This is a genomic window from Saccharopolyspora indica, assembly GCF_027853965.1.
Lineage (GTDB): Bacteria > Actinomycetota > Actinomycetes > Mycobacteriales > Pseudonocardiaceae > Saccharopolyspora > Saccharopolyspora indica.
Window position 1 is genome coordinate 1 of the sequence record NZ_JAQGLB010000017.1, and the last position, 26,622, is coordinate 26,622.

Annotated in this window: 24 protein-coding genes; 13 read left to right on the forward strand and 11 right to left on the reverse strand. The window is 70.3% G+C overall.

The features are described from left to right. Window positions 1–141: 141 nt before the first annotated feature. Genes OU416_RS29240 through OU416_RS29255 form a run of 4 tightly spaced genes read right to left on the reverse strand, consistent with a single transcriptional unit; the run spans window position 142 to window position 4,589 of the window. Window positions 142–759, reverse strand: coding sequence for a GTP-binding protein (locus tag OU416_RS29240; RefSeq protein WP_270930264.1), 618 nt, complete (start codon window positions 757–759; stop codon window positions 142–144). Further along, complete coding sequence (locus OU416_RS29245; RefSeq protein ID WP_270930265.1) at window positions 740–1,291, reverse strand: DUF742 domain-containing protein; 552 nt, start codon at window positions 1,289–1,291, stop codon at window positions 740–742. Before OU416_RS29245 ends, OU416_RS29240 begins: the two co-directional genes overlap by 20 nt. Before the next feature lie 7 nt (window positions 1,292–1,298). Continuing rightward, window positions 1,299–1,724: a roadblock/LC7 domain-containing protein gene (locus OU416_RS29250; RefSeq protein ID WP_270930266.1), complete on the reverse strand. Its 426-nt coding sequence runs from the start codon at window positions 1,722–1,724 to the stop codon at window positions 1,299–1,301. 54 nt (window positions 1,725–1,778) lie between these two features. Further along, on the reverse strand, window positions 1,779–4,589 hold the full coding sequence (locus OU416_RS29255; RefSeq protein WP_270930267.1) for a nitrate- and nitrite sensing domain-containing protein: 2,811 nt from the start codon (window positions 4,587–4,589) through the stop codon (window positions 1,779–1,781). Window positions 4,590–5,291: 702 nt separating this feature from the next. On the opposite strand from OU416_RS29255, the gene OU416_RS29260 reads away from it, so the two are divergent. From OU416_RS29260 to OU416_RS29275, 4 genes are all read left to right on the forward strand, one after another. Beyond that, entirely contained in the window at window positions 5,292–5,711 is a 420-nt protein-coding gene (locus tag OU416_RS29260; RefSeq protein WP_270930268.1) for a DUF485 domain-containing protein, read from the forward strand. Then, window positions 5,708–7,303, forward strand: coding sequence for a solute symporter family protein (locus tag OU416_RS29265; protein WP_270930269.1), 1,596 nt, complete (start codon window positions 5,708–5,710; stop codon window positions 7,301–7,303). The genes OU416_RS29260 and OU416_RS29265 overlap by 4 nt, the downstream gene beginning before the upstream one ends. A gap of 292 nt (window positions 7,304–7,595) precedes the next feature. Further along, the gene (locus tag OU416_RS29270) at window positions 7,596–7,952 is read left to right on the forward strand and encodes an SH3 domain-containing protein (RefSeq protein ID WP_270930270.1); all 357 of its coding nucleotides are present in this window, start codon (window positions 7,596–7,598) and stop codon (window positions 7,950–7,952) included. A gap of 281 nt (window positions 7,953–8,233) precedes the next feature. After that, window positions 8,234–8,644 (forward strand): peptidase inhibitor family I36 protein, encoded by a 411-nt coding sequence (locus tag OU416_RS29275; RefSeq protein ID WP_270930271.1) that lies wholly within the window; start codon window positions 8,234–8,236, stop codon window positions 8,642–8,644. A gap of 182 nt (window positions 8,645–8,826) precedes the next feature. Here OU416_RS29275 and OU416_RS29280 read toward each other — a convergent pair whose 3' ends face one another. The 4 genes from OU416_RS29280 to OU416_RS29295 all read right to left on the reverse strand — a co-directional run bounded on the left by OU416_RS29280 (window position 8,827) and on the right by OU416_RS29295 (window position 13,111). Then, a complete protein-coding gene (locus OU416_RS29280) occupies window positions 8,827–9,942 on the reverse strand; it encodes a glycosyltransferase family 4 protein (protein ID WP_372907115.1) in 1,116 nt (371 codons plus the stop codon). 62 nt (window positions 9,943–10,004) lie between these two features. Next, window positions 10,005–10,937, reverse strand: coding sequence for an alpha/beta fold hydrolase (locus OU416_RS29285; RefSeq protein WP_270930273.1), 933 nt, complete (start codon window positions 10,935–10,937; stop codon window positions 10,005–10,007). A gap of 6 nt (window positions 10,938–10,943) precedes the next feature. Beyond that, window positions 10,944–12,173: a glycosyltransferase gene (locus tag OU416_RS29290; protein WP_270930274.1), complete on the reverse strand. Its 1,230-nt coding sequence runs from the start codon at window positions 12,171–12,173 to the stop codon at window positions 10,944–10,946. Continuing rightward, entirely contained in the window at window positions 12,170–13,111 is a 942-nt protein-coding gene (locus OU416_RS29295) for a DMT family protein (RefSeq protein WP_270930275.1), read from the reverse strand. Before OU416_RS29295 ends, OU416_RS29290 begins: the two co-directional genes overlap by 4 nt. A 949-nt stretch (window positions 13,112–14,060) precedes the next feature. On the opposite strand from OU416_RS29295, the gene OU416_RS29300 reads away from it, so the two are divergent. Beyond that, on the forward strand, window positions 14,061–15,137 hold the full coding sequence (locus OU416_RS29300) for a copper resistance D family protein (protein WP_270930276.1): 1,077 nt from the start codon (window positions 14,061–14,063) through the stop codon (window positions 15,135–15,137). On the opposite strand, the gene OU416_RS29305 is transcribed toward OU416_RS29300, so the two are convergent. Together OU416_RS29305 and OU416_RS29310 are read right to left on the reverse strand one after the other, a co-directional pair. Further along, entirely contained in the window at window positions 15,092–16,231 is a 1,140-nt protein-coding gene (locus OU416_RS29305) for a hypothetical protein (RefSeq protein WP_270930277.1), read from the reverse strand. The genes OU416_RS29300 and OU416_RS29305 overlap by 46 nt on opposite strands. Window positions 16,232–16,433: 202 nt before the next feature. Further along, on the reverse strand, window positions 16,434–17,225 hold the full coding sequence (locus tag OU416_RS29310) for a GH25 family lysozyme (protein WP_270930278.1): 792 nt from the start codon (window positions 17,223–17,225) through the stop codon (window positions 16,434–16,436). A gap of 368 nt (window positions 17,226–17,593) precedes the next feature. On the opposite strand from OU416_RS29310, the gene OU416_RS29315 reads away from it, so the two are divergent. The 8 genes from OU416_RS29315 (at window position 17,594) to OU416_RS29350 (ending at window position 25,221) form a co-directional block, all read left to right on the forward strand. Next, a complete protein-coding gene (locus OU416_RS29315; protein ID WP_270930279.1) occupies window positions 17,594–18,268 on the forward strand; it encodes a DUF4232 domain-containing protein in 675 nt (224 codons plus the stop codon). Between the two features lie 138 nt (window positions 18,269–18,406). Beyond that, on the forward strand, window positions 18,407–19,210 hold the full coding sequence (locus OU416_RS29320; RefSeq protein WP_270930280.1) for an alpha/beta hydrolase: 804 nt from the start codon (window positions 18,407–18,409) through the stop codon (window positions 19,208–19,210). A gap of 468 nt (window positions 19,211–19,678) precedes the next feature. Beyond that, a complete protein-coding gene (locus tag OU416_RS29325) occupies window positions 19,679–20,029 on the forward strand; it encodes a PRC-barrel domain-containing protein (RefSeq protein WP_270930281.1) in 351 nt (116 codons plus the stop codon). A gap of 114 nt (window positions 20,030–20,143) precedes the next feature. Next, entirely contained in the window at window positions 20,144–20,980 is an 837-nt protein-coding gene (locus OU416_RS29330; RefSeq protein WP_270930282.1) for a hypothetical protein, read from the forward strand. 398 nt (window positions 20,981–21,378) lie between these two features. Further along, a complete protein-coding gene (locus OU416_RS29335) occupies window positions 21,379–21,639 on the forward strand; it encodes a hypothetical protein (RefSeq protein ID WP_093155939.1) in 261 nt (86 codons plus the stop codon). 4 nt (window positions 21,640–21,643) lie between these two features. Beyond that, window positions 21,644–21,895 (forward strand): hypothetical protein, encoded by a 252-nt coding sequence (locus OU416_RS29340; RefSeq protein ID WP_270930283.1) that lies wholly within the window; start codon window positions 21,644–21,646, stop codon window positions 21,893–21,895. A gap of 88 nt (window positions 21,896–21,983) precedes the next feature. After that, entirely contained in the window at window positions 21,984–24,779 is a 2,796-nt protein-coding gene (locus tag OU416_RS29345) for an FtsK/SpoIIIE domain-containing protein (protein WP_270930284.1), read from the forward strand. Next, window positions 24,772–25,221: a hypothetical protein gene (locus tag OU416_RS29350; RefSeq protein ID WP_270930285.1), complete on the forward strand. Its 450-nt coding sequence runs from the start codon at window positions 24,772–24,774 to the stop codon at window positions 25,219–25,221. The genes OU416_RS29345 and OU416_RS29350 overlap by 8 nt, the downstream gene beginning before the upstream one ends. Here OU416_RS29350 and rox read toward each other — a convergent pair. Next, on the reverse strand, window positions 25,198–26,616 hold the full coding sequence (gene rox, locus OU416_RS29355) for a rifampin monooxygenase (RefSeq protein ID WP_270930286.1): 1,419 nt from the start codon (window positions 26,614–26,616) through the stop codon (window positions 25,198–25,200). The genes OU416_RS29350 and rox overlap by 24 nt on opposite strands. Between the last annotated feature and the right edge of the window lie 6 nt (window positions 26,617–26,622).

Consider the following 26,622-nt stretch of genomic DNA (forward strand, 5'->3'; position numbering starts at 1 on the left):
AACAACCGCCCACGCAAAACGCTCGGCTGGGACACCCCAGCCGAGCGCTTCGCTACTCTACTCACAACCACCAGCTAGCAGCGGTGTTGCAACGACCCCTCGAATCTGCCCAGGTGCACGGGCCGTTTTCGCAGCGGGCGCTCAGCCCATCTGGCGGGAAGTCCAGTGGCGCATTGCGTGCTCCACTAACGCGATCAGCGTGCGCTTGGTGGATTCGCGGTCGCGGGCGTCGCACGGGCCCATCGGCACGTCCGGGCCGATCGCCATCGCCTCGCGGACCTGGTCGAGGGAGTGCAGCATCTTCCCGTCGAAGAGGTTCACCCCGACCAGGTAGGGCAGGCCGCGGTCCTCGAAGAAGTCGATCGCCGAGAACGAGTCGGCCAGCCGCCGGGTGTCCACCAGCACGACCGCACCGATCGCGCCCTTGACGAGGTCGTCCCACATGAACCAGAACCGCTGCTGACCCGGCGTGCCGAACAGGTACAGGATCAGGTCCGAGGCCAGCGTGATGCGGCCGAAGTCCATCGCCACCGTGGTGGTCTGCTTGTTCGGCGTCGCGCCCAGGTCGTCCACACCGCGGCTCGCCTCGGTCATCACCGCCTCGGTGGTCAGCGGCACGATCTCCGACACCGAACCGACGAAGGTCGTCTTGCCGACGCCGAAGCCACCGGCCACCACGATCTTCGCCGAGGTCGACGTGGTGCCGGCGGGCTGCGGCGGGGAGCCGAGCCGGGGCGCGCTATAGCCGACGGAGTCCACTCAAAACCCTTTCCATCAACACCATGTGTGGTGCGCTACCGCTTTCGCTCACCGTCTGGTGCACGGTGATCAACCCCAGTTCGGCCATGTCGGCCAGCAGCACGCGGGCCACCCCGATCGGGACGGACAACAGCGCCCCCACTTCCGCGACCGATCGGGGTTGTTGGCACAGCTCTGCGATCGACTGGTGCTCCAGCCGCACCGCGGTGCCCTGCTGGTAGCCCTCACCGACCGAAACGAGGGTTTCCAGTTCCAGATTGTGGGTGGACCGGGTTCGTCCCCCCGTCCAGGTGTAAGAGCGGATGCTCGACGCGGCCGGTGCAGCGGGTTCCTCCACCGGCTCGTCCGGGTAGGACACCGCAGGGGCCTCGTACCGCTCTTGTTGATCATCGTACCGCTCGGGCTCGTCGCGCCCCTTGCGCTTGCGCTTGCCGCTGCCGAAGCTGAAACCGTTGACGACGTCGGCGAAGCCGTTGTCACCGCTGCTGTCGCGTCTTCGCCCCCGTGACGGGTAATCCGATCTCCTGCTCATCGCATCCTCACACGAGTGCGCCGGTCGAGCCCTGCAGCTGCGAGCGGATCTCCGGGGTCAGCATCTGGCCGACGCGCTCCACGAGCATGGTCATCTCGTAGGCGATCAAGCCCATGTCGCACTGCGGAGCGGCCAGCACGGTCAGGCAGGAACCGTCGCTGATGCCCATCTGCAGCAGCGTGCCGCGTTCCATCTCCACGATGGTCTGCACGACGCGACCGGCCTCGAAGCACTTCGCCGAACCCTGGGTGAGGCTCAGCAGCCCCGACGCGACCGCGGCCAGCTGATCGGCCCGGTCCCGGGGCAAGGTCGCCGAAGCGGTCAGCACCAGTCCATCGGCGGAGACCACGATCGCGTGCGCCACACCGGTCACGCGCTCGGTGAAGTCGGTGATCAGCCAGCCGAACCTGCGGGAAATCATCTGAGCAGTCATGCAACCTCCTGTTCGTCGCCGAGGTGATCACGCCTTCGCGCTGCGGACACCATGTCAATCCTCGTCGGTTGCTCGATGCCGACCGCGGCTGACACCGCTCTGGAAGTCGGCCAGCCTGCCGCGGAGCTTGTCCGCGTCGCGCTGGAACGTCCCAGTGCTGGTCGGCTCGGAATTCGTCACGCTACCCGGAACCAGGTGCGCCTTGGGAGTGCGGCGCGGTAGTCCGGCCTGCGTGAACGAGCCCGGCTGCGGGTTCGCCGCTGCCTCGGCCGCCTCGCGCGCCTTGTCGGCGGCGAAGTTCCACGCATCATCGGCCCCGGGATCGTGCGGGATCCACGGTTCCGGTTCGACCGGGCTGAGCCGGGAGTCCGTGGAACCGCCGAACTGGACCCCGTTCTGGGCCAGCCGGCGGCTGATGTCCTCGGCGCTCCGGGACGGCTTGGCATCCGGTTCGGCCGCACCTCGCGGGGTGCGGCGCGGCAGCCCGGAATCGGTGAGCGACGGCGGCTCCGGCTGCGGGGCGGCGGCGGGCGGGAAGTCGTCGGCCGCGTCCTGCGCACCGGGCCAGCTGAACTCGCCGGTCTCGGACTGCGCCTTCTCACTCGCTGGTTGGAACCACTGGGTGGAGGCTTCCTCGAAGATGGGCGGCTCCTCCTCCGGCCGGTCGGCGGGCGGTTCGACGCCTGGCCAGTCGAATTCGCCGGGAATCGCCCGCGGTTGCTGCGGGATGTCCAGCGGCGCGTCGAACAGGTGCGCCGTCGGCGATTCCTCCGGTTCCGGGGTGTGCGATTCGAACAGGCTCGACGGCCCCGGCTCCTGCCAGGGCGATTTCTCCGCCGGCTTCCGGCGCGGCAGCTCGCCGGAGGTCGGCAGGTCGGTGTGCGCGTGGCCGTTGCGGCCGCTGAGCTGCGGGGCGGCGGGCAGCACCGGGCCGGGCTCGACCGTCACCACGTGCTCGGCCGGGATCATGACGGTCGCGCGGACGCCTTCGACGTCCGGACCGCCGTGCAGTTCGACGCCGACGCCGTGCCGCACCGCCAGGCGCCCGGCCACGAACAACCCCATCCGGCGCGAGGTGGAGAGGTCGTCCTCGTCGACCGCGGCCAACCGCGCGTTGGCCCGCTCCAGCTCCGCGTCGCCCATGCCGATGCCCTGGTCGAGCACGTCGAGCACCACGGTGCCGTCGCCGGCCTGGTAGCTGGACACCGTCACCGTGGTGTCCGGGGCGGAGAAGTTCGCCGCGTTGTCCAGCAGTTCGGCCGCCAGGCGCACCAGGTCGCTGGCGGTGTGGCCGCGCAGCTTCACCGCGGGCGGCGGCTGCACCATCACCCGCGGGTACTGCTCGATCTCGGAGACCGCGGCGCGCAGCACGTCGGCCAGGTCGGTGGGCTGGGTGAACCGCCGCGCCAGGTCCTGGCCGGAGAGCACCATCAGGTTCTCGTTGTTGCGGCGCATCCGGGTGGCCAGGTGGTCCAGCTGGAACAGCCGGGCGAGCTGGTCGGGGTCCTCCTCGTCCTGCTCCAGCTCCTCGAACAGCCGCAGCTGCCGCTCCAGCAGGCTCTGGCTGCGCCGCGACACGCTGACGAACATGTCGTTGTAGCCCCGCCGCAGGTCCGCCTGCTCGACCGCGAGGCGCAGCGCCTGCTCGTTCACCTCGTCGAAGGCGCGGGCCACCTGCCCGACCTCGTCGGTGGTGTCGATCGGCACCGGGCTCACGGTGGCGTCGGCGCGGTTGCCCTGCCGGATCGCGTCGACGGCGGCGGGCAGCTCGTAGTCGGCCGCGTCGAGCGCGCTGGTGCGCAGCTCGCGCAGCGAGCTGAGCAGCTGGCGGGCGATCATGATGACGATCGCGGCGGCGACGATCAGCGCCGACAGCAGCAGCACGGAGTCCCAGCCGGCCGCGTCGCTGGCCTCGTCCTCCAGCTGCGAGGCGATCGTCCGCACCTCGGCGGCGAGTTCATCGCGACCGTCGTTGATCGTCTGGACCGATGAGTCGCTGCCGTGGTTCCAAGCCTCCTGCGAGACCGAGTAGCCGCCGCTGTAGATGCCGTCGGTGCTCTCCTTCAGCAGCGCGGCCAGCATCTGGTTGCGCTCGACGATGGGCCGGGTGAGCAGCGTTTCGTCCAGCCGCTGCGCCCAGTGCGCCGCGACCGTCGCGCGTGCATCGGTGATGTTCCCCAGCAGCCGGGCCCGCGAGCCCTGCAGGCTGTCCAGCACCTGCGGTTGGAGGCTGCCCTCGCTCAGGCCGGTCAGCACCCAGGCCTGCTGCAACCGGACCTCTTCGATGAGGGCCAGCATGTCCTGCATCGCGAACGCGGTGCTGGACAGGCTCCGGTCGGCGACGCTGCCGGTCAGCGCGCGGTTCAGCGACATCACCGAGTTGATCACGTCGCTGTAGGCGCCGATGGCCTGGTCCGCCCGCAGCTGGTGGTCGTGCACCTGCCGGCGCAGCGCGGCGAGCTCGTCGAACCGCGGCCGGAGCTCGCGGTAGCGGTCCTCGACGACCGGGCCGAAGACGTCGGTCGAGGCGATGAGCTCGCCGACCTCGCCCATCGCGCGGTCCACCGCGGCGACCTCCCGGTCGACGGCACCGGCGTCGCCGTCACCGACCAGGAACTCGACGGCGCTGTTGCGCTCCCGCTGCAGCCCGTCGATCAGCGGTTCGATCCGCTCCACCGCGTCCAGGACCTCCTCGACGCGGCCGAACTCGGCGGCCCGGTCGACCTGCCACCTGATCTGCCCGATGCCGAGCGTGATCGCGAAGATGACCGGGACCAGGACGACGGCGCCGAGCTTCACCGGCAGGGACCAGTTGCGCCACTGGACGACGGCGCTGCGCAGCCGCCCGAACTTCCCCTCGCTCACGAGCGCCCTCCTGGCGTCGAGCTCGGGAGTCCGCGCTGGTCGAACGCGGTTCGGCGCCTCTCGGGCGAACAATGGGTTGGAGAACGGCGCATGCGTGCGGTCCCGCAATCGTCGTCTGGGCGGTCGGGGTGAAATCCAGCTGCGGTCGGGGGGCTCCGGGCACCGGGAAACGCCATCCGGTACTGCGCTGTACCGGTGGGGCTCCGGTGGCACTCAGCGTCACCAATAGCACCTTCGGCCGGTACATTTGCGACACCGGTACCGAACCGTTACCTCTCCCGTCACGCGGCTGTCTTTCGTGCCCAAGCACTATAAGCCCCTGGTGGCGGGATAGTACCGGGGGCTTTTTACCATTCGACTACGACAATCAGCGGATGTCACGCCCAGTGGTCGATGTCGGCGAAGAACCGCCACCGTTTTCACTCGTTCAGCCTAGAGATCGGGCCGCCTCGCGGCCGGTTCCGCGGAGAAAGGCCTGGTGGATCAGATCCCACCAGCACTTTCAGGGCGTTGACCTGGCAGTACCAGACAGTAACCACGATCCCGGTGCGGGCTCTCCGCCCCCACCTGAGACCCTGGAAAACAACGGCCCGCGTGGTGATCACCACACTGTTGATCCGGCGCGGGAAGTGGTTAGAATTCCCCGCCTCCGCCAGCCCGCGCGCGCCCGGCGGGCCCACCGCGAAGTTCCAGGAAGGAAGCATGAGCAACGCAACGCAATCCGCGCTGCGCGGCAGCCCAGGTGACCAGCCCGGAAATCCGCGGTCGGCCTTCGGAGGAATCGACAAGAGCGCGGTTCGCCCCACCGCGGAACGCCTCGATTTCAGGACCATCGAGGAGAGCCCGGAATTCCGGGCGCTGCGTCGGCGGCTGAAATGGTTCGTTTTCCCGGCGACGGCGTTTTTCCTCATCTGGTACATCGGGTACGTGGCGGTCGCCGCCTACGCCCGGGAATTCATGGCGCGCCCGCTCATCGGCGAGATCAACGTCGGCCTGGTCCTGGGCGTCGCCCAGTTCATCACCACGGTCGGGCTGACCATGCTCTACCTGCGGTTCGCGCGCCGCCACATCGATCCGAAGGTCGACGAGCTCCGACAGGACGCGGGAGATCTCCAGCGATGAACGACCAGCAGCTGATCCCCGCCGACAGCGCGATCATCAACACCGCCGTCTTCGCGGCGTTCGTGCTGGTCACGCTGTTCATCGTGTACCGGGTGAGCAGCCGCGGCAGCTCCAGCGACTACTTCGTCGCGGGCAGCTCGTTCAGCGGCGCGCAGAACGGCATCGCGCTCTCCGGCGACTACCTGTCCGCGGCCTCGTTCCTGGGCATCGCCGGGGCCATCGCGGTCTACGGCTACGACGGCTTCCTCTACTCCATCGGCTTCCTGGTCGCCTGGCTGATCAACCTGCTGCTGGTGGCCGAGCGGATGCGCAACACCGGCCGCTTCACCATGGGCGACGTGCTCAGCTTCCGGATGAAGCAGCGCCCGGTGCGCGCGGCCGCGGCCGCCTCCACGCTGGCCATCACGATCATCTACATGATCGCCCAGATGGCCGGTGCCGGCGGTCTGGTCGCCCTGCTGCTCGACGTGCACAGCACGTTCGGCCAGGCGCTGGTGATCGCGGTGGTCGGCCTGGTGATGATGGTCTACGTGCTGGTCGGCGGCATGAAGGGCACCACCTGGGTGCAGATCATCAAGGCCGCGATGCTGCTGCTGTGCGTCGCCCTGATCACCATCTTCCTGCTCGGCAAGTTCGGCTACAGCATGACCGACCTGCTGCTGCAGGCCGCGGAGAACAACCCGAACGGCCGGGAGATCTTCGCCCCCGGCGTGCAGTACGGGAAGTCCGAGCTGACCCAGCTGGACTTCGTGTCGCTGTCGCTGGCCCTGGTGCTGGGCGTCGGCGGTCTGCCCCACGTGCTGATGCGCTTCTACACCGTGCCCAACGCCCGCGAAGCGCGCCGCTCGGTGGCGTGGGCGATCTGGGTGGTCGCGGCCTTCTACATCTGCACGCTGATCATCGGCTACGGCGCGGCCGCGCTGGTGGGCACCGAGGCCATCCAGTCCGCGCCCGGTGCGGAGAACTCCGCGGCGCCGCTGCTGGCCTACCGCATCGGCGGCACGGTGCTGCTGGGCATCGTCGCCGCGGTCGCCTTCGCCACGATCCTGGCCGTGGTCGCAGGCCTGACGCTGACCGCATCGGCGTCCTTCGCGCACGACATCTACGCCAACGTGATCCGCCGCGGCGACGTCGACTCCGACGACGTGGTGAAGGTGGCCCGGATGACCGCGCTGATCATCGGCGCGGCGTCGATCCTCGGCGGCATCGTGGTCAACGGCCAGAACATCGCGTTCCTGGTCGGCCTGGCGTTCGCCTTCGCCGCCTCGGCGAACCTGTCGACGCTGCTGTACTCGCTGTTCTGGAAGCGGTTCAACACCCGCGGCACGCTGTGGGGCATCTACGGCGGCCTGGGCTCCTGCCTGCTGCTGGTGATCTTCTCGCCGGTGGTCTCCGGCGCGCCGGACTCGATCCTGCCGGGAGTGGACTTCGCGTTCTTCCCGCTGAAGAACCCGGGCATCGTGTCCATCCCGTTCTCGTTCATCTGCGGCATCATCGGCACCTTCCTCGGTGGCCGCGACGAGGTGGACGATGAGCGCCGCGCGGAGATGGAGGTCCGGTCGCTGACCGGGATCGGCTCGCGAGTCGGCTGACGCACGTACCGCCGGAGGCCCCAGGACCGCTCGTCCTGGGGCCTCCGGCGTTCCCGGCACGCACCGTCGTGCGCGGACCGCGGCTCCCCCACAGGTGGTGCGCGGCGGCTTGAAGCGGTCGCGCACCGTCACCGGCCGGCCGAGGGCCGCGCACGAATTCGCTCTACCCAATCGGATACTGCCGGGCTCCCGGCATTCTCCATAAAATGGAGGTCTACACCGCTCGAAGAAGATCGCCCCGGCAATAGCAGGGGGAAATGGGCGTTCCGGCGGGCGGAAGTGGGGGGACACGATGCGCACCGCCATTCGCAATGCGCTGCTGAGCGCGTTCGTCGCCGCCGCGATCCCGCTGTCCGGGCTCGGCGCGCAGCTGGGCACCATCGCCGCCGGCATCCGGGACGCGCTGGTCGAGACCGCGGATCAGACGCAGGTCAGCGACTTCGCGGAGCCTGGCGTGCGGATCCGCTCGGCGCCCGGAACGAGCTCCGAGGCACGTGGCTCGGGGAGTCCGGGCGACCGCGCGTCGATCCTCCGCTCGGTGCCCGGTGAGACCATTCGCTGCGCGGACGGGTCGAACAATTCGGAATGGTTCGAAATCACGAATCGGCGCACCTCGATCACCGGTTTCGTCAGCGGGTGCTACCTCTGAATCCGGCGCATTCGCGCGGAGCGGCCGCGATTCTCCCGGCGACGACCGGCCCGCCCTGATCGACGCTCGGCCGCATGCCCGCCGCCGGTTCCTGAGCGCTGCCCTCCGAGGGATCGCGCCGTCCCGGTGGTCGCCGGAACTCGCCAGACGGCAAAGTCCACCCGGTCGGGGTGTATCCAGCTTATTCACTGGCGTTCCGATCAGCGCTTCGGGAATCTTGGTCCCAGCAGGCCGAATCAGGCCGCGGACTCCTGATTTTCCCAACGAGAAAGGATTTTCGCATGTCTTCGCTCACCACCACCGCCCCGAACCGCTCGTCCTGGACCGTGCGCGCGTTCCTCGCCGTGCTGCTGGCCGTCGCCGCGGCGCTGATCGGCGCCAACAACGCGCACGCCGCCGCACCACCGGAAAACCCGTGCCCCAACGGAAACTTCTGCGTCTGGACGGAGCAGGACCACGCCGGCCAGCGGCACGACATCAGCATCCACAACTCGACGTTCGAGATGGAGCGGTGCATCGCGCTGGAGCACGAGGGCGAGGCACTGTCCTTTGTGAACAACACCGGACACCAGGTCACCGCCTACCAGGACCCGCACTGCGACACCAAGGCCGACTTCGCCACCTACCCACCCGGAACGCACGCACCACAGGCGACCTTCGTGGTCCGCGCCATCAAGGTCTGGTCGCACTGAGACGCTCATCCTGGTTGGCGACCGCAGCCGCGACGACCAACGGGCCGCCTGCCAGGAGGCGCCGCAGGCGCATAGCTCACCCTCGCAATCGGCACCGCCGCGCGTTCTCAGAGCTTTCCTGGCGGGGACGGCCCAGCCGCCGTGTATTGGTCTATGCACAAGGCTGGGCACCCGGCGGTCGGTCAGCGGACCAGGTCTCGCATCAGCTCCAGCAGGCGCTCGGCGGAGTTGGTCCAGGTGAACTCCGCCGCCTGGCCGCGAGCCGCGGCCACCAGGTCCGCGCGAACCCGGTCGTCCTCCACCCGGCGCACCGCGGCGGCGAAGTCCTTCGACGACCCCGGGTCGAAGAACTCCGCGTGCCCACCGGTGACCTCGTGGAAGATCTCCAGGTCGCTGCAGACCACCGGCGTCCCCGCGTTCATCGCCTCGATGACCGGCAGTCCGAACCCCTCGTCCCGAGAAGCGGTGACCAGCGCGCTGGCCCGACCGAGCAGCCGCTGGTAGTCGCTTTCCCCGATACCCCGCCAGAAGACCACGTCCGCGTCCGGCGGCAGCTGCGCCCGCAGCTCCGCCTCCCGCTGCGGCGCGATCCGGCTGACCAGGTGCAGCCGGTGACCGGGAAGGAGTGCCATGCCCGCGATCAGGGTTTCCACGTTCTTGTACGGCATGAACGAACCCATGTACACGAGTTCCCGCGGACCGCCCGCGGCTTCTCCGGCCGCGTCCGCCGGTGCGACGTCCTGCGCGCCGTTCTCCCGCACGTCGGTGTCACCGGGCAGCGGTGACGGTGCATTGTGGACGACCGTGACCGGACGCCGGGTGAGCCGGTGCTCGGCGATCAGGCGGCGCGTCGTCTCGCTGACCGTGACCACCGCGTCGGCCCGGTTCAGCATCACGCGCTGCGGCCAGAACGCCTTGTGGTAGAGCCGCCACGCCGCGCGGACGGGCAGCGGCAGGAACCCGGGCGGCTCCGGGTGCCGGTAGTAGATCAGGTCGTGCAGCGTGAGAACCAGCCGGTACTCGCGGCGGAATCCCCCGATCACCTGCAGCGGGCTGAACACCACGTCGGCGCCGAGCCGGTTCAGCGTGCGCGAGAGCCACAGCTCGCGCGGCGAGAACGGGCTGTTGACCTTCAGGTGCGGAACACCTTCCGGCAGCAACCGCAGCTGCCGCTCGTCGTGGATCAACATCGTCACCGGATGGAGGTGGTGCAGTGCTTCGATCAGGCTCGCCCCGTAGCGGCTGATCCCGTCGTGCTGGTCGGTGCGCGTCCAACGCGCGTCGACGACGACGGTCATCGTCCCGGCCCGCTCCGCGCGCGGCTCGGCAACGTCCGCCGCGCGCTCGCCGTCAACGCTGGTCATGGCGCTCCCAGGAACCGTTGGATCGCCTCGGCCGCCGGACCCGGTGTTTCGTAGTGCACCAGGTGCCCGACGTTCGGGATCACCACGAGCTCGGCGTCGGACATCCGGGCGGCGAGTGCTCGTTGTCCCGCCAGCGGTGCGATCTCGTCGGACTCCCCGGCGATCAGCAGGGTGGGCAGCTGGATGTCGTCGGCGTGGTCGGCGACGGTGTGCGTCGTCGAGGCGTCGAAGGTCTCGCTGACCAGGGCAGGGCTGTGGAAGCGGCTGAAGTAGCGCAGGTGGTTGGAGTCGATGAACTCGCGCAACTGCTTGTCCTTGGTCCGCGTCATCGCCCGGCTCGCCGCCAGCACCACCCAGCGATTGCTCAGCAGCGAATGCCCGGCCCGGAGCGGCAACCGCTTGCCCAGCGTGTAGTAGGCGGAGGTCAACCCGGACAGCAGCACGCGCGGCCCGCGCAACGCCGGGGTGGCGATGGGGTTGATGAGCACCAGCCTGCGGACGAGCTCGGGTGCCGAGGCGGCCACCCGCGCCGCGATGATCGAGCCGAACGAGTGCCCGAGCAGCACGACCGGTCGTTGCCGGCCGCCGAGCTGCTCGATCAGCTCGGTGATCACGCGCGCGTAGCCGGCGACGTCGTGGCGCTGCCCGTCCATCGGCCCGGAGTCCCCGAACCCGGGCAGGTCGGGAATGACCACCCGGTGGTCGGGCAGCCCGGCGGCGACGAGCTCCAGGCCGTGGTGGGTGCCGCGCAGCCCGTGCACCATCAGCACCGTGTCGGCCTCGGCCGCCGCGGGTGGCTCATCGGCTGCGGTACCTGCGGCTGTTCCGGTCCTGGGCTCGGCGAGGTCGTCGCGGTAGGTCCAGTAGTGCAGGTCGGCACCGCTGATCCGCGCCACCCGCTCGACGGACTGGAGTTCCGGGATGGTCATGGTGGCTCAGCTCGCCAGCTCGGTGCGGATCTCGTCGAGCTCGACGGCGCCCTCCGGGTCGATCACGTGGTGGTAGATCGACTCGAACCGCCCGAGGATCTCGTCGATGTCGTGCCGGGAGACCAGCCGCTCGCTGGCCTCGCCCATCCGGTCGATCGTGGCGCGGTCGACCAGCACGTCGTCGATGGCGCGGGCCAGCGCGTGCACGTCGCGCGGCGGGAACAGCCAGCCGTTCTGGCCGGGCTGCACGAGGTGCGGCAGCGCCATGGCGTTGGCCAGCACGACCGGGGTGCCCGCCGACATCGCCTCCATGGTGGCCAGGCTCTGCAGCTCGGCGATGCTGGGCATGCAGAACAGGTCGGCGCGCGCGTAGGCCTCCAGCAGCTCTTCCTCGCCGAGGTAGCCGTGGAACTGCACCTGGTCGGCGATCCCGAGGTCGGCGGCGAGCTGCTCGAAGGCGGCGCGGCGGCTGCCGTTGCCGACGATCTCCAGCCGGGTCGGGGCCTTGGTGCGCAGCAGCGACATCGCGCGGAGCAGGTCGTCGATGTGCTTCTCCTCGTCGAGGCGTCCGACGAAGAGCACGGTCCGGGTCTCCGGGTCCGGGTTCTGGGCGCGGAAGCGCTTGGCAGGCCGCCGGTACCGCTGGACGTCGATGCCGCAGGAGACCGGCAGCGCGATGTCGGCGAACCCGTTGTCCTGCAGCAGCTGGACGGCGCGGGGCGTGGGCGCGGTGACCAGGTGGGCCTTGCTGTAGTGCTTGATCAGGTTGTGCCACAGCAGGCGGCCTGCCGCGTCCTGCAGCACCTGCGGGACCTTGATGTAGCCGAAGATGTTCTCCGGCATGAAGTGGTTGGTGGCCACCAGCGGGAGGCCGCGCTGCCGGGCCGAGTCGATCAGCCCGCGGCAGATGAAGAAGTGCGACTGCACGTGCACGACGTCGGGCTGGATCTCCGCCAGCAGGCGGTCGGCGCGGCGGGCCTGCCACGGCATGATGCCGCGGATCTCCGGGTGGAACGGCGAGCCGTAGGAGGGCACCCGGTGCACCGTCACGCCGTCGGCCACCTCGATGTGCTCGGACCGGTCGGACGAGTGGCAGATGACGTGCACGTCGTGGCCGCGGGCGGACAGCCCGGTCGCCAACCGGTGACCGAAGTTCGCCGCCCCGTTCACGTGGGGCGGGTAGGTGGTCGCACCGACCACGATCCGCATCGGTCGGCTCAGCGGTTGCGAAGTCAAGAGGAACTCCCGTCAGGACGATCTGTCGAACTCGGTCCGGCAAGATCACTGCTGCCGGTCACCGGAGCGGGCTCGCGCCGCTCCTGGGTGTCGGGGTGGTAGCGCGCGAGCGCGAACACCCCGATGCAGGCCACCACCGCGCAGATGATCTGACCGGTGGCGGTCCAGGCGCTGACCAGGTCGGCCTCGCCGAGCAGCCCGATGCCCAGGCCGACCGCGACGAGCGGGTCGATCACGGTCAGGCAGGCCACCACGAGGTCCGGCGGGCCGCTGGCGTAGCCGTGCTGCAGCAGCCAGCCACCCACGACCATCGCCACGGCGATGCCGAGCAGTGGAAGGGGGTTGATGTCCAGCAGGTCGGTCGTGCCGAGCTGCTGCGCGACCGCGCGCATCAGCAGCGACACGTACCCGTAGGCGATCGCGCACCCGGCCGCGAAGAAGATGCAGCGCACCTTCGACCGGGTCAGCATCGCCAGCACGCCCACCGCCAGCACGGCGGCGGCGACCAGCTGGGTGGCCACCAGCTGCGCATCACCGGCCACCGGGGTGGCTGTCGCGCTGCCGGCGGCGAGGAAGACGAACATGGCGACGCCGCCGGTGGCCGCGATGACCGCGAACAGGACGTTGCGGTTCAGGTCGCGGACCCGGATGCCCTGCTGGCGGACGTTGAGCAGCACGGTGGTCGGCAGGGCGAGCACGCCGATCGGCTGCACCACGCTGAGCGGGGCGAGACCGAGCGCGCAGGCGTGCAGCACGGCGCCGCCGCCGAGCGCGGCCAAGCCGATCAGCCAGCGAGGATTGCGGACGAGCTTCGACTGGACCCGCAGGCCCAGCCCGTTGCCGTCCATCGTGTCGTGGACCGCGGCGTGCTGCATGCGCGCCCCGATCGCGTTCCCGAGCGCCCCCAGGGCAGCGAGCAGCACCGCGAGCGCAGTCATCGCGAACCACGCCCAGCCGCCGGGCTCGAGGGGTGGTGCTGCACGACCGGGTCAGTCCTTCTCAGCAGGCTGCGGGAACGTTCGACTACCGAACACCCTAGTCGGCGACCCATGTCACGTCCCGCTGTCGAGGCATCGCGGCGTCCGCCGCCACGGCCTGCTGTCCGCGTCGGGATCCGCCGCTCGCGGTTCCCGCCTTCGCTGTCCGTCCACACCGCTCAATCTCGCGCTTCGCGGGCCCGACTCACATCCGGGGTCGGACCCCCAATTTCCCTGAGACGTTCCAGGCTCGCACTTCGCGGCACGACGCGCGCGGCTGGGCGAAAACACCGGGCGAACATCTCTTCGATCCGCGTTGACCAGGCGAAACGGAAATCCCGCAGCTGCCCCTGAGCATCTCGGGGGATCTCCGTGGACACCCTGGCCCGCCGACCGGCCGATGCGGTGCGCAACGCTAATGCCGCGCTGCGTGAAACACCGGACGAATAAGCGTGGACCGAGCCGGTGAACGAAAGCCGACGCCCCGACGAATCGAGCGGAAAGAACCGCGCAGGTTCCGGAATCGCTTCGCCCGCGCACGGTCGAGCTGCGCCGGGCGCGCCCTCCGCGTGCGCTTCTGCGCTGGCCGCCGGATACACGTGCTCGACTCTAGAACAACGATGCTGAGGACATTGTCAGCAACACAACCCGGCCCGGCCCGGTGCTCGCGCGGATTGCCGAACAGGCCAACCCGGCCAATCGCAACACCGCGCCGGAACACGGCCCGAACTGGGAACTCATCGAATTCGAAGATCAACTATTCGATCGGTGCGCGGTGACCGAGGCTACACATCGCCAACATCACCCCGCCGATCGCGAACTCGCGCACCGAAACAATTCGGTCACAACCCGTGATCGACTTCGGCGCCCGGTCCCGAATAGCCGCTCGTCCGGGTGAGACGATGCATGCGTGGCCGCCGATTCTGATGCCGTTGCCCGACGAACCGCGGAACCGGATCGTCCCGGCGACGCCGCGGATCGCAGCACCGCGCGCGCGAAGACCGCCGTGGTGCTCGCCCTGGTCGGCGGAGCGCTGCTGGCCGCCCTGATCACCACCGCCTACACCGCCGTGGGCACCATCCCCGGTCTCCCCGACCCACCATCGCTGGTGCGCTTCGGGCTGCCCGCGGCCCGGGTCGTGCTCGACCTGGCCGCGCTCGCCACGGTCGGCATGAGCCTGCTGCCGAAGCTGATCGGCTTCGACCGCCCGAAGCAGACCGAACCGATCATGGCGCTGGCCCGGCGGGCCACCGTGATCACCGCGCTGCTCTGGATGCTCGCCGCCCTGGTGTCCCTGGTCCTGCAGGCCGTGGAGCTGAGCCCGGAGCGCAGCGCGACCCTCCAGCTGCTCGTCGACTACGTCGCGAACGTCCCGGCGGGCCCGGGCCTGCTGGCGAGCGCAGGCGCCGGTCTGGCGTGCGCGGTGCTGGGCCTGCTGGCCATCCGGTTCGGCGAGTCGGTGCCCGCCGAGCTGCGCACCATCGTCGCCCTGCTGGGCCTGCTGCCGATCCCGCTGACCGGCCACGCCACGGACTGGCGCTACCACGACTTCAGCATGATCTCGATGGAGCTGCACGTGATCGGCGCGGCGATGTGGACCGGCGGGCTGGCCGCGGTCGCGCTGTTCGTCGCACCGCGGCGCGGGCTGCTGGCCGAGGCGCTGCCGAAGTTCTCCAAGCTCGCCACCACCGCCTTCATCGTGGTCGGCGCCTCGGGCCTGTTCAACGGCCTGATGACGCTGGTCATCACGCCCAACGTCGGCCTGCTCGGCCTGTTCACCACCGGCTACGGCCAGATCATCGTGGCGAAGGTGATCTGCCTGGTGACGCTGGGCGCGGTGGCCTCGCAGATGCGCTTCCGCCTGCTTCCCCGCATCGCCCGACACCAGCGCACCGCGCTCCTCGGCTGGGCCGCCGCCGAGGTCGCGGTGATGGGTGTGGCTTACGGGCTGGGCGTGGTGCTCTCCCGCGCCCCCGTCGTCATCTGAGCGCGCGCGGTCAGCCGCCGCCCGCGCTCGGTGTCGAGCAGGAACTGGACGAACCACCAGAGCCCGGCGAGCAGCACGACCACGTACACCGCCGACCAGTAGTCCGAGGGCGGCGCGGCCAGGTAGGTCTGCTGCACCGACAGCGCCGCGTAGGACACCGCGGTCACGGCCACCGCGCCGAACAGCGGCCGGATGCGCGCCGCCAGCTGGAACGACAGGTCGATCGCCAGGGCCCCGGCGAGCAGGAAGAACGGCACGGTGGAGATCGGGAAGTCGGCCGCGGCCAGCAGTCCCCATGCGACGCAGCGGAACGCCAGGTAGCCAGCGGTGATGGTGGTCGCGGTCCACTTGCGCCCGATCAGCCGCCGGGCCAGCAGCAGCGTGCCGAGCCCGGTGAGCACCGCCCACGACGGGTACACCCAGTCCGGCACCGGCAGCGTGAAGTGCTCGACGGCGATCCGGTCCAGCGGCCGCCCCAGGTCGTCGGCGGCGAACTGCAGCAGGATGTCCTCGGCGTAGGGCGTGCCGCGGTCCCACGCTGCCAGCCCCAGCACGCCGTACTCCTGGTGCTGGTTCAGGAACAGGAAGTTGTCCAGCACCGTGAACCACAGGAAGCAGGCGATCGGGTACTGGTACCGGTCGCCGCGGCCGTGCTGCGCCCAGCCCCGGATCAGCCCGATGCTCATGAACCCGGTGCCGATGTAGAGCAGCGCGTGCGACGGGCTCCACGCGGTGATGTCCAGGCCGTTGACCCGGTGGTTGATCACGTCCAGCGGCGCGGCCACCAGGAAGACGCCGAGCCCCCACTGCAGCCAGCGCAGCGTGGCGCGGTCGGCACCGATCCCGGTGTAGGTGTGGAAGACCACCAGCCCCAGCACGATCACGGTGCCGACCGTGTTGATCAGGTGCGGCGGCGCGAGGTCGTCGCGCAGCCACTTGAAGTGCCAGCAGATGTCCCAGGTCGCGCCCGCGATCTTGAGGGCCATCGCGACGACCCACCAGCGGTAGAGCGCGATCACGAGCTGCTGCGGGGCCTCCCGTCCCGGCTCACCACGCGTCCAGTGGCCGCGGATCAGCTCCGCCGTTCCCGCCATCGCGTTCACCTCCGCCTCGCGCGACGTTCACGCGCAGACGGTAGTTCGGATCAGGCCGGCGAGATCGGTCATCGCGATTCCCGGCAGTAACGGTTTGGAAAACCCGCGCCCCTCCGCCAGGTCGTGCGCCAAGACCGGGGAAGCGCTCAGGTTCCGCCACCCGCACCGCTGCGCAGAACGCGCCTGGAGACCCGGAAGCTTTTCAGCGGGGGATCTTCAGCACCTGGCCGACGTAGATCAGGTCCGGGTTGGCGATGCCGTTGACCCGCGCGATCTCCCGCCAGTCCACGCCCAGCTTCGCGCCGATCTCGGACAGCGTGTCGCCGGGCTGCACCACGTAGGTCTCCTCCGGCGGGGCCGGCGGCGGGGGCGGCGGCGCACCGGCTCCGGTGAGCACCTCCAGCGGCACCATCGAGACGTTCAGGTCGGTGTTGCCGCCGATGCCCGGTACCTGCCCGTCAGAGGCGTGCTGGTGCATCACCACGCGGTCGGTCAGGTAGCCCGGTTCGCCCGGCGGGCGGCCGTAGTGGGCGACCCACAGGAAGACGCCGGGATCCACCCAGGTGTCGGTGGCGAGCTTGTCCTTGAACCACGAAGCCGAGGCGTACACGACGATCTCGTGGCGGCCGGTGTGCCCGCGGACGGCGTCGATGAAGCCCTTCACCCAGGCGCCCAGGTTCGGCGCGTCGGTCTCGATGTCCAGGCACGGCGGCAGGTTCCCGGGCGCGCTGGAGTTCAGCCGCGCCAGCTGCCCGGCGAAGTCGGCCGCGTCCTGCTGCGGGGAATTCGTGTCCGGCCGGGCGAAGTGGTAGAGCCCGGTGACCATCCCCGCCCCGCGGGCACCGGCCAGCTGGGCGTCGAGCGTCGGGCTCACGTATCCGATGCCCTCGGTCGCCTTGATGTAGCTGAAGACGTATCCGGCGCCGCGAACCGCTCCCCAGTTCGGTTCTCCCTGATATCGCGCCACGTCAATGCCGGGAATGCGTTCGGCCATGATCAAACCCCCTGAGTTCGGCCTGCGAGCGGGGCCCAAAGATATCTAATTCGCACAAACCCGCAGTCCCGCCGTTCAGGTCAAGAAAACCACCCGATCGGACCATCTCCAAAAGAAAACCACCCCATTCCCATCTGGGGAATTACGCGAATCGGGTAACCGCACCATCCGGAATGCACCCGATCAGTCGATCGACGGCGCCCTCCGGTTCAGCCCGGCGGCCTAGCGCCCGACCACGGAACGCACTGCCCGCGAAGCGGGGAGAATGCGGACAGCAGGCAACCCTCCCGCCTACCGCACGTCTACACAACAGCAGAGCAGTTACCGACAGACCCCGCCGCGCAGGGCGGGGACGGGAGGTGGTCGTCGTGACCGCGCATCGACTGCGGACCATCGGAGTACGGACGCTCCAGGCGTCCGGGGCCTTGCTGGTCGCCGGGCTGATGGCCGGCTGCGGCCAGGCCGCACCGCCGAGCCAGGCGATCTCGGCGCCGCTGCCGCAGACCCGGCCCGAACCGCAGGCACCGGCCGCGGACCTGAACCCGCCCGCCGAGCAGCCCGAGCTCCCCGCCACCGAGAACTCCGCGGCCCCGCCGCCGGTGGCGCCGAAGCCGACGGTCGACGAGGTGACCCGCTGCCACACCTCGATGCTCACCGGCTCGCTGCAGAACCCGGATGCCGGGGCCGGGCAGCGCTACGCCGAGCTGACGCTGACCAACAGCAGCGGCGAGACCTGCACCCTGTACGGCTACGGCGGGATGCAGCTGGTCGACGCGTCCGGCAGGCCGCTGCCGACCGAGGCGAAGCGCACCCCGAACCCCGGGCCGTCGATGATCACGCTGAGCCCCGGCGAGTCGGCCAGCGCCACGCTGCACTGGACCGCCGTCCCGCACGAGGGCGAGCCGACCGACGGCCCGTGCGCGCCCACCGCGGCCAGCCTGCAGGTCATCCCGCCCGACGAGACCGACCCGCTCCCGGTCACCTGGAACGGCGGCCCGGTCTGCGGCTTCGGCGAGATCGACGGCACCGCCTACCACCAGTGATCCCGGCCGCTGGGCGTGCTGCAACGCGCACGCCCAGCACCGCACCTGAAGGCCCTGACCTGGTGTTGTGCTCCGGAGGCGCGCTGGAACGCGGCGCGGCGCTTGGCTCGATCGGATGAGGTGTGCTGTGGTGGCACCATGATCGAGTCAACGGATCGAGAGATCACCGGACGTCACGGCAACCTGGTGGTGCGCGAGTGGGCCGCGACCAACCCGGGCTGGATCGCGCTGATCGCGCACGGCTACGGCGAGCACTCCGGCCGCTACCAGTGGGTCGCCGAGCAGCTGGTGGGCGCGCGAGCGCAGGTCTACGCGCCCGACCACCTCGGGCACGGGCGTTCGGACGGCGAGCGGGTCCGCTTCACCGACGCCGAGTCGATCGTGGCCGATCTCGAGACGCTGCGGCAGCAGATCGCCGCCGAGCACCCCGGCCTCCCGATCGTCCTCATCGGACACTCGATGGGCGGGATGCTCGCCGCCCGCTACGCCCAGGAGCACCAGGAGCACCTGGCCGCGGTGGTGCTCTCCGCACCGGTGCTGGGCACCTGGCACGTGCTCGACCTGCTGGAGCACGACGAGATCCCGGACACCCCGATCGATCCCGAGACGCTGTCCCGGGATCCGGAGGTCGGCGCGGCCTACCTGGCGGACCCGCTGGTCTGGCACGGCCCGTTCAAGCGCCCGACGCTGCGCGCGATCGACAGCTGCCTGCTGGCCATCAACGACGGGCCGGCGCTGGAGAGGCCGACGCTGTGGGTGCACGGCGAGGACGACGAGCTCGTGCCCGAGGCCGACACCAGGACCGGCATCGATCGCATCCGCGGCGACGAGTTCCACGAGCACATCTACCCCGGCGGCCGCCACGAGCTGTTCAACGAGACGAACAAGGACGAGGTCATGAGCGACGTCCTGACCTTCATCGGCCGCGAGCTGAACTCCTAGCAGATATCGATTCCAGGCTCGTTTTGCGTGGCGGTGCCGGTAGCGGCCCCCTGCGGGAGTTACAGCGCCCGCCTGGACTCCGGGTGCCCGGCCTGATGCATGACCAATGCACGGCGGCCGGGCCGTCCTCGCCGGGAGGAACCCCGGAGGGGTGGGCGGAGTGAACCCGCGGCGGTGCCAGCTGCGAGGGTGGGCTATGCGCCTGCGGCGCATGCGACACCTTCCGTGCTCCGAGCACGTTGCTCGTCGCGGCTGCGGTCCAAAGAATCAACCCCACAGCAACCAGCAATCCACCCGTTCCGCTATTAACACTCAGGGGTCACATTCTCGATCATTACTCGTTCGGGTGAGGCGTGTCGCTTGCGCAGTTGCAGGTGGACCGTGCTGGGGGCAGCTTGATTGGTGCTGACTGGCGTCGGCAGGCGGGCGGACCTCCCGCCCGGTCGGGGTGGATCGAGTGAGGCAGCCATGGACGTCGAGCGCGCTCAGGACCTGATCGGCACACCGGTGTTCGACCGCAACGGCACGCGCGTCGGCCGGGTCGGCAACGTCTACGTGGACGACACGACGCAGCAACCGGAGTGGGTCACCGTCCGGATCGGGCTGCTCGGGGTCAGGGAGACCTTCGTGCCGCTCACCGGCGCGTCCACCGAGGAGAACCGGCTCGACCTCGACGTGGACAAGGAGCGGGTGAAGAACGCACCGCGCGTCGAAGCCGAGAACGGCCACCTCTCCCCCGAGGAGGGGCGCGACCTCTACCACTACTACGGCGTGGACCAGGGCAGCACCGGCGAACCGACGCAGGACGAATCCCGTTGATCCGCAGCGCGTTTCGCCGACGCGGCGGCGCACCGGCGAAGCCCGCGACACGCCCCGGTATGACGCCGGACACAGCTGCTCCGAACTGATCTGCGCTCGCCCTACCGATCACCGGTGCGGGATGATTCCCCGGCGATGAAGAACAACAACGAGCTCGAGCTGCTGATCACCGTGGTCGTCGGGGCCGACGACGAGCGTTCCGCGCGCGCCGCCTGCCGCGACCTGGTGCAGACCGTCGGCGGCCGGGTGGTGGCCTCCGGCGACTGCTCCGACGAGGAGCCGGGCTGCTGGTCGGTCACCATCAGCAGGGACAGCGCGGAGACCGGGCAGCACGTGGCCGGGCTCTCCCGCGCGGTGCGCAACTTCCTGCGCGAGCTGGGCCCCGACTACGCCCGCCACCGGGTGGCCTGCGAACCGCCGACGGCGTGGACCGTGGTCGACCACCCCGAGCTGGTCGGCGCGCTCGTCCGCGGCGGGGAGCGGCTGCTGGTCGAGGCCTGGGCGGGCGGTTCGCTGCTGTTCGGGCGCGCCGAGGCCGCCGATCCCGACGAGCCGCCCGCACCGGCTCCGCCGGTGGTGGACGCGCTGGACGAGCAGGGCCGGGTGCGGCCGCGGCTGGAGCTGGTGGTCGACGTGGTCACCGACCGCCGCGCGGGCGCGGAGTGGCCCGCGCGCGCCGTGGCCAGCCGCCTGTCGCGCACCACCGAGATCGTCGAGTACTCCGTCGAGCCACCGGTGGTGCGGGTTTCGCTGGACCTCGGCCCGGCGGTGGGCGAACCGGCGGAGATCGTCCTCGGCGCGACCTCGGCGCTCGGCGGCAGCGGCTGGTCCCGCGTGTCGACCGACGGCGCGGATGCGAGCGCGCGGTGGTCGGCAGCGCCGATGCCCCCGTCCGGCGTCGCCGCGATCGAGGTCACCGCACGATCCACAGTGGACACGAACCGCGGCTGACCCGGCACCTCCGGCGCGCGCCCGGGGCGCGTGCTCCGGGCGCAGCAGTTCCACCTCGTCCGGCAGCGCGATCAGCGATCGCACCGAGGTTCACCGGACCGCCGGAATCGTTTCCGGCACACGTCGGAATCGTCGGCGTGTCGTCGCCGGACACGCCGACGGCTGTGGACAACTCCCGCGATTTCAATGGAAATTGGACATCTGATTTCCATTGAAATCGCGTGGAACGCGGAAGACTCTCGACTTTTATCGCCCTGCCGAGTGGTCGACCGCGCCGGTGATCACTCTCCGCGATCGGACGGTGATCAACTGCATGGCCCTGCCTGCGCCGTCCGCCGAGCAGGCAGCTAACTTGTGGACCGTTACAGCACCGCCCCACCTCGGAGGACCGGACCCACATGGCAGGCGTGGAAGAAGTTCGCGCAGGCATTTCGCTGGCCAACCAGAAGATGCAGGAGGGCGTCGGCGCCCTGCAACAGGCGAACGACCTGCTGGAAGAGGCCCAATCCGCGCTCGTGAACGCCACCCAGGGCAGCGCGCAGGAGGACATGCAGCACGCGCACGGCATGCTCGCCGAGGTGGTGCAGACGCTCATCGGCGCGCAGAACTCGATCCAGGCCACCATGTCCTCCGCCGAGGCCTACGCGGGCCGGCTGTAGCACCGTGTCCGCGCTCGAAGAGCTCGCGCAGGCGCTGGGCGTCGTCGAACAGCACCTCACGGATGCCGGTGCGCTGCTGGGCACCACCCGGAAGTCGTTGGGCGAGGCGGAGCGGGCGCTGGTCAAGCTCGATCCGGAGCACCCGGAGACCGTGGTGCCGCCGAACCTGCACCGCGCGGACGACCAGGTCGAGCGGGCCCAGGAGATGATCGAGCACATCCTGGGCGCGCTGAGCGATTTCGTCGCCCGGCTGTAGGTCACCGGCCCGGTGAATCGACGCGCGCCGGGTCCTCTGCCGGGTGGTACTTTGATCACGGTCAGTAACTCTGCTTCCGAGGTGGGGTGTGGGTAAACGCAACGATCGGCGGGATCGCGTCCGAGCCGCGGTCCGGCGCCTGCGATCCAGCGTCGCCACCGCGCTCGGTGCCGCCGAGAACGAGCACGCCAGGGTCATCGCCGAATGCGCGCAGCAGGAGTTCGCGCTGCGCATCGCGCAGGCCGGCACCGCGACGGCGGAACGCGACCCGCAGGAGATCGGCGACCCCGCCGACGTCGCGTTCCAGGCGGCCATGCGGGAGGCGCTGGCCGATCGCGCTGAGATCTACGCGGAGTGGACCACCGAAGGGCCCGGTCAGCTGGCGCAGCTGATGGCCGAGGCGGCGCCGGGATCGGCCGGGCTGCCCTGGCCGGAGTGGCTCGGTCAGGTCGGTGCGCGGGAGTCCGCCGCTCCGCCGCCCGAGCTGTGGCGCATCGGCACCGCCGTCGTGCCGGATTCGCCGGACCGCAAGCCCTTCCCCGCCGCCGTCCCACTGCTCGACGAAGCGCACCTGCGGATCACCACCGACGGCAACGCTGATTCGGCCGAAGCGCTGGTGCAGGACCTGCTGCTGCGGCTGCTCAGCCACTTCCAGCCGGGCGCGGTGCGCCTCCACGTCTGGGACGTCGCGCAGCTGACCGGCACGCTGCCCGGTCTGTACCCGCTGACCCGCGCCGGGCTGCTCACCGCGCACGATCCGACGCGGCTGGACGAGATGCTGGACGCGCTGTCCGACCACATCCGGCGGATCCACACCAGCGCGCTGCTCGGCGGGCACACCTCGTTGCGGGCGCTGGCCGAGGAGAAGGGCCACCGCTCCGAGCCCTGGCGCATCGGCGTGCTGTTCGGCAACGGCGAGCCGCTGCGCGAGGAACAGCAGCAGCAGTTGCAGCGGATCGCCCGCAGCGGGCCCGCCTGCGGCATCCACCTGATCGTCGTGGACATGTCCCTGTCGGTGAGCAGCGCGATCGAATCGGTCCGCCTGATCGGCGAGGACCGCGCGCGCACCAGCACCACCGGCCCGGAAGCCGTGGTGACGCTGGACGAATCGCCTTCGCGCAACGAGGTGACCAAGGCCTGCACGACGATCGGTGAGGCGTTCCTGGCCCGCCGCGCGCGGGTGCGCACCTTCGAGGACCTGGTGCCCGAGCAGTACTGGGCGCACAGCTCGAAGACCGGGTTGCAGGCGCCGGTCGGCTTCAACGAGGGCGAGCCGGTGTGGATCACGCTCGGCGACAGCAGCCCGCACACCCTGATCGGCGGGCCGAGCGGTTCGGGCAAGACGAACTTCCTGTTCGGCATGCTCGGCGGGCTCGCCGCCCGGTACTCGCCCGACGAGCTGGAGCTGTACCTGCTGGACTTCAAGGAGGGCGTGTCCTTCGCCCAGTTCACCCCGGGCAAGCGGGATCCGAGCTGGCTGCCGCACGCGCAGCTGGTCGGGGTGAACGTCAACACCGACCGCGAGTTCGGCTTGGCGCTGCTGCGGTTCCTGGCCGATGAGATGCGGCGGCGCGCGGAGGCGGCGAAGGAGCACGAGGTCACCAAGCTCGAAGAGCTGCGCACCGAGAATCCCGGCGGCCGGTGGCCGCGGATCGTCGCGGTGATCGACGAGTTCCAGTACCTGTTCGCCGACCGCGACAACGTCACCGCGCAGGCCACCGCGCTGCTGGAGGACGTGGCGCGGCGCGGCCGCTCGCAGGGCATCCACCTCGTGCTGGCCAGCCAGGACGTGTCCGGCATCGAGGCGTTCTGGGGCAAGCCGGCGATCTTCGAGCAGTTCATCCTGCGGATCGCGCTGCCCAAGGCGCGCCGGGTGCTGGGCGAGCAGAACCAGGCCGCGATGGAGCTGCCGCGCTGGCACGCGGTGGTCAACCACGAGTCCGGCGTCAAGCACGGCAACGAGATCGCCCGCGTCCCGGACGCCACCGCGCGCAACACCTTCGACGCGCTGCAACTGGAGCTGTGGAAGCAGCTGGACGAATCCGCCGCGCCACCGCGCCTGTTCGACGGCTCGAACCTGCCGGTGCTGTCCACTTTGGACGACTACCGGCAGCTCTCCACCTCGGTGTCCACGCCGAAGGCCCTGCTCGGGCAGATCATCGACGTGGACGGAACGGCCGCCGCGGTGCGCCTGACCCGGTCGCCGGGCCGCAACATCGCGGTGATCGGCTCGGTCCGGGTGGACGCGGTGAGCGTGCTGGGCGCGGCGGCGCTCTCGCTGGCACGTCAGCACCGCCGGGGCGGGATCAGGTTCACCGTGGCCAGCCTGCTCGACGACGTCGACGACGACGCGCGGCACATCGTCGACCAGCTGCGCGAGAAGCACGAGGTCGAGCTGGTCGGCCTGGACGACATCGAGCAGACGCTGACCGAGGTGGCGGCCTCGATCGACGGCCGGACCGGCGCGGACATCCCGCACTGCGTGCTGCTCTACGCCGCCGACGCGGCGCAGACGACCTTGGAGCGCAAGGACCCGACCACCCGCGTCAGCGGCGTCGACCACCTGCGGAAGATCCTCAAGCAGGGCCCGGAATCGCGGGTGCACGTGATCGGCTGGTGGCGCAGCGTGCAGCGGGTGAAGAACACCCTCGGCATGGGCCCGGTGGACGACATCGGCGCGTGGGTCGCCTTCGACGTGCACGGCCAGGAGCTGGCCACCTTCGCCGCCGGGCAGATCGTCAGCTGGTCGCCGCGCGCCCGGCGCGGCCTGTTCTTCGACCGCGCCGTGCACTCCCGGCCCGAGGTGATCCTGCCGTTCGACCTCGGAGAACCGCAGCCGCAGGCCACCGAGCAGACCGGAGCCCTGGAGGAAGCTGGTGACTGAGCAGGTTCCGGCGTCGGTCCGGTACAAGGAGCTGACCGCGCTGGCGACCACCGCCGCGCAAAAGCTGCGCAAGCACGAGAAGGCGCGGGCCGCCGGGCTCAGCGACGAGGTCGCCGCAGGTCAGCAGCGCAAGGACGCAGCGGCGAAGGAACTCGAGACCTTCGCCGCGGAGGTGAAGACGCGGTGGCGGATCGCGGTCCGGCTGGTGTGGCACGAGAAGTGGCTCAAGGGTCCCGATATGGACGCCTTCCCCGAACCCGACCACTCGGCACCGCGCGTGACTCCGGAGAAGTCGATCAACAGGATCCAGGCTGCGCACCTGGAACTCCGCGAGGCCGTGCAGAAGCTCCACTTCGGCCTGCTCCGCCGCAAGAAGCCTCCGAAGGACTTCCCACCACCGCCCGACCACACCGCCGATTCACCCGCCGAACCACCTGCGTAGCTGGTCTTCGAGGCCCTGCTGGTCCTCGCCCGCCCAAGCCACGTAGCCGTCCGGCCGCAGCAGCACCGCGGGCACGTCCAGCTCCTCGCTGACGTCCACGACGTGGTCGACGCGATCCGCCCAGCCGCCCGCCGAGAGCCGCCCGGTCTGGTCGAGCAGGAGCCCGCGGCCACCGTGCATCAGCTCGTACAGGCGCCCGCGCTTCAAGTTCAGGTCGCGCAGTCGGCGGCCGAGCAGCTCGTGGCCCGCACCGAAGTCGTAGCGCACGCCGATCGCGGTGATCTTCTCGATCAGGTACCGGTTGACCTCCTCGAAGTCCATCAGCTCCGACAGCAGCGTGCGCACGGCCTGCGGGCCCGGTTCCAGGGACATCAGCGCCATCTGCGCGCGGGTGTTGGTGAGCACGTCGGCCGCCACCGGGTGCCGTTCGGCCTGGTAGCTGTCCAGCAGCCCGGCGGGCGCCCAGCCGTCGAGCTCGGCGGCGAGCTTCCAGCCCAGGTTGGCCGCGTCCTGCACGCCGAGGTTGAGCCCCTGCCCGCCGGTCGGCGGGTGGATGTGCGCGGCATCGCCTGCCAGGAACGCACGGCCGGCCCGGTAGCGCTCGGCCTGCCGCGTCGCATCGCCGAAGCGGGAGAGCCAGCGCGGCGAGTGCACCCCGAAGTCGGTGCCCGCGAACGCCACCAGCTGTGCCTTGAGCTCGTCGAAGGTGGGTGGCACCGCGCGGTCCTCGGCCAGGCCCGCGGCGGGCGCGATCACGCGGTACGCGCCGTCTGCGAGCGGCACCACGCCGAACCGCTTCTGGGTCTCGCGGACCTCGGCGACCTTGGCCATCAGCTCATCGCGAGGCACGGCCACCTCCACCTCGCCCAGCAGTGTCTCCACCTTGCTGGGCTCGCCGGGGAAACCGATGCCGAGCAGCTTGCGCACCGCGCTGCGGCCGCCGTCGCAGCCGACGAGGTAGCGCGAGCGCAGCTGCGCGCCGTCGGCCAGTTCGGCGGTCACGCCGTCCTCGTCCTGGCTCAGCCCGATCACCTCGCTGCCGCGCCGGATCTCGGCGCCGAGCTCGGCGGCGTGCTCGGCCAGCAGGCGGTCGACGACCGGCTGCGGGATGCCGAGGACGTAACCGTGCGCGGTGTCCATCCGCTCGGGCCACGGCTTGTCGATGCCCGCGAAGAAGCCGCCCGTCTCGTGCCGCGTGCCGAGCGCGAGGAAGCGCTCCAGCAGCCCGCGCTGATCCATCAGCTCGATGCTGCGCACGTGCAGGCCGCCCGCGCGGACGACCTTCGTCGGCTCCGCGTCCCGCTCCAGCACGACCACGCTCGCACCGTGCAGCCGCAGTTCGGCGGCCAGCATCAGACCGGTCGGCCCGGCACCGACCACGATCACGTCCATCATCACAAC

Coding starts and splice junctions, on each gene's coding strand:
- OU416_RS29245 (WP_270930265.1), bottom strand. CDS start 1,291: ATGAGCAGGAGATCGGATTACCCGTCACGGGGGCGAAGACGCGACAGC.
- OU416_RS29280 (WP_372907115.1), bottom strand. CDS start 9,942: ATGACCGTCGTCGTCGACGCGCGTTGGACGCGCACCGACCAGCACGAC.
- OU416_RS29295 (WP_270930275.1), bottom strand. CDS start 13,111: ATGACTGCGCTCGCGGTGCTGCTCGCTGCCCTGGGGGCGCTCGGGAAC.
- OU416_RS29305 (WP_270930277.1), bottom strand. CDS start 16,231: ATGGCGGGAACGGCGGAGCTGATCCGCGGCCACTGGACGCGTGGTGAG.
- OU416_RS29275 (WP_270930271.1), top strand. CDS start 8,234: ATGTCTTCGCTCACCACCACCGCCCCGAACCGCTCGTCCTGGACCGTG.
- OU416_RS29335 (WP_093155939.1), top strand. CDS start 21,379: ATGGCAGGCGTGGAAGAAGTTCGCGCAGGCATTTCGCTGGCCAACCAG.
- OU416_RS29270 (WP_270930270.1), top strand. CDS start 7,596: ATGCGCACCGCCATTCGCAATGCGCTGCTGAGCGCGTTCGTCGCCGCC.
- OU416_RS29325 (WP_270930281.1), top strand. CDS start 19,679: ATGGACGTCGAGCGCGCTCAGGACCTGATCGGCACACCGGTGTTCGAC.
- OU416_RS29265 (WP_270930269.1), top strand. CDS start 5,708: ATGAACGACCAGCAGCTGATCCCCGCCGACAGCGCGATCATCAACACC.
- OU416_RS29285 (WP_270930273.1), bottom strand. CDS start 10,937: ATGACCATCCCGGAACTCCAGTCCGTCGAGCGGGTGGCGCGGATCAGC.
- OU416_RS29320 (WP_270930280.1), top strand. CDS start 18,407: ATGATCGAGTCAACGGATCGAGAGATCACCGGACGTCACGGCAACCTG.
- OU416_RS29250 (WP_270930266.1), bottom strand. CDS start 1,724: ATGACTGCTCAGATGATTTCCCGCAGGTTCGGCTGGCTGATCACCGAC.
- rox (WP_270930286.1), bottom strand. CDS start 26,616: ATGATGGACGTGATCGTGGTCGGTGCCGGGCCGACCGGTCTGATGCTG.
- OU416_RS29310 (WP_270930278.1), bottom strand. CDS start 17,225: ATGGCCGAACGCATTCCCGGCATTGACGTGGCGCGATATCAGGGAGAA.
- OU416_RS29260 (WP_270930268.1), top strand. CDS start 5,292: ATGAGCAACGCAACGCAATCCGCGCTGCGCGGCAGCCCAGGTGACCAG.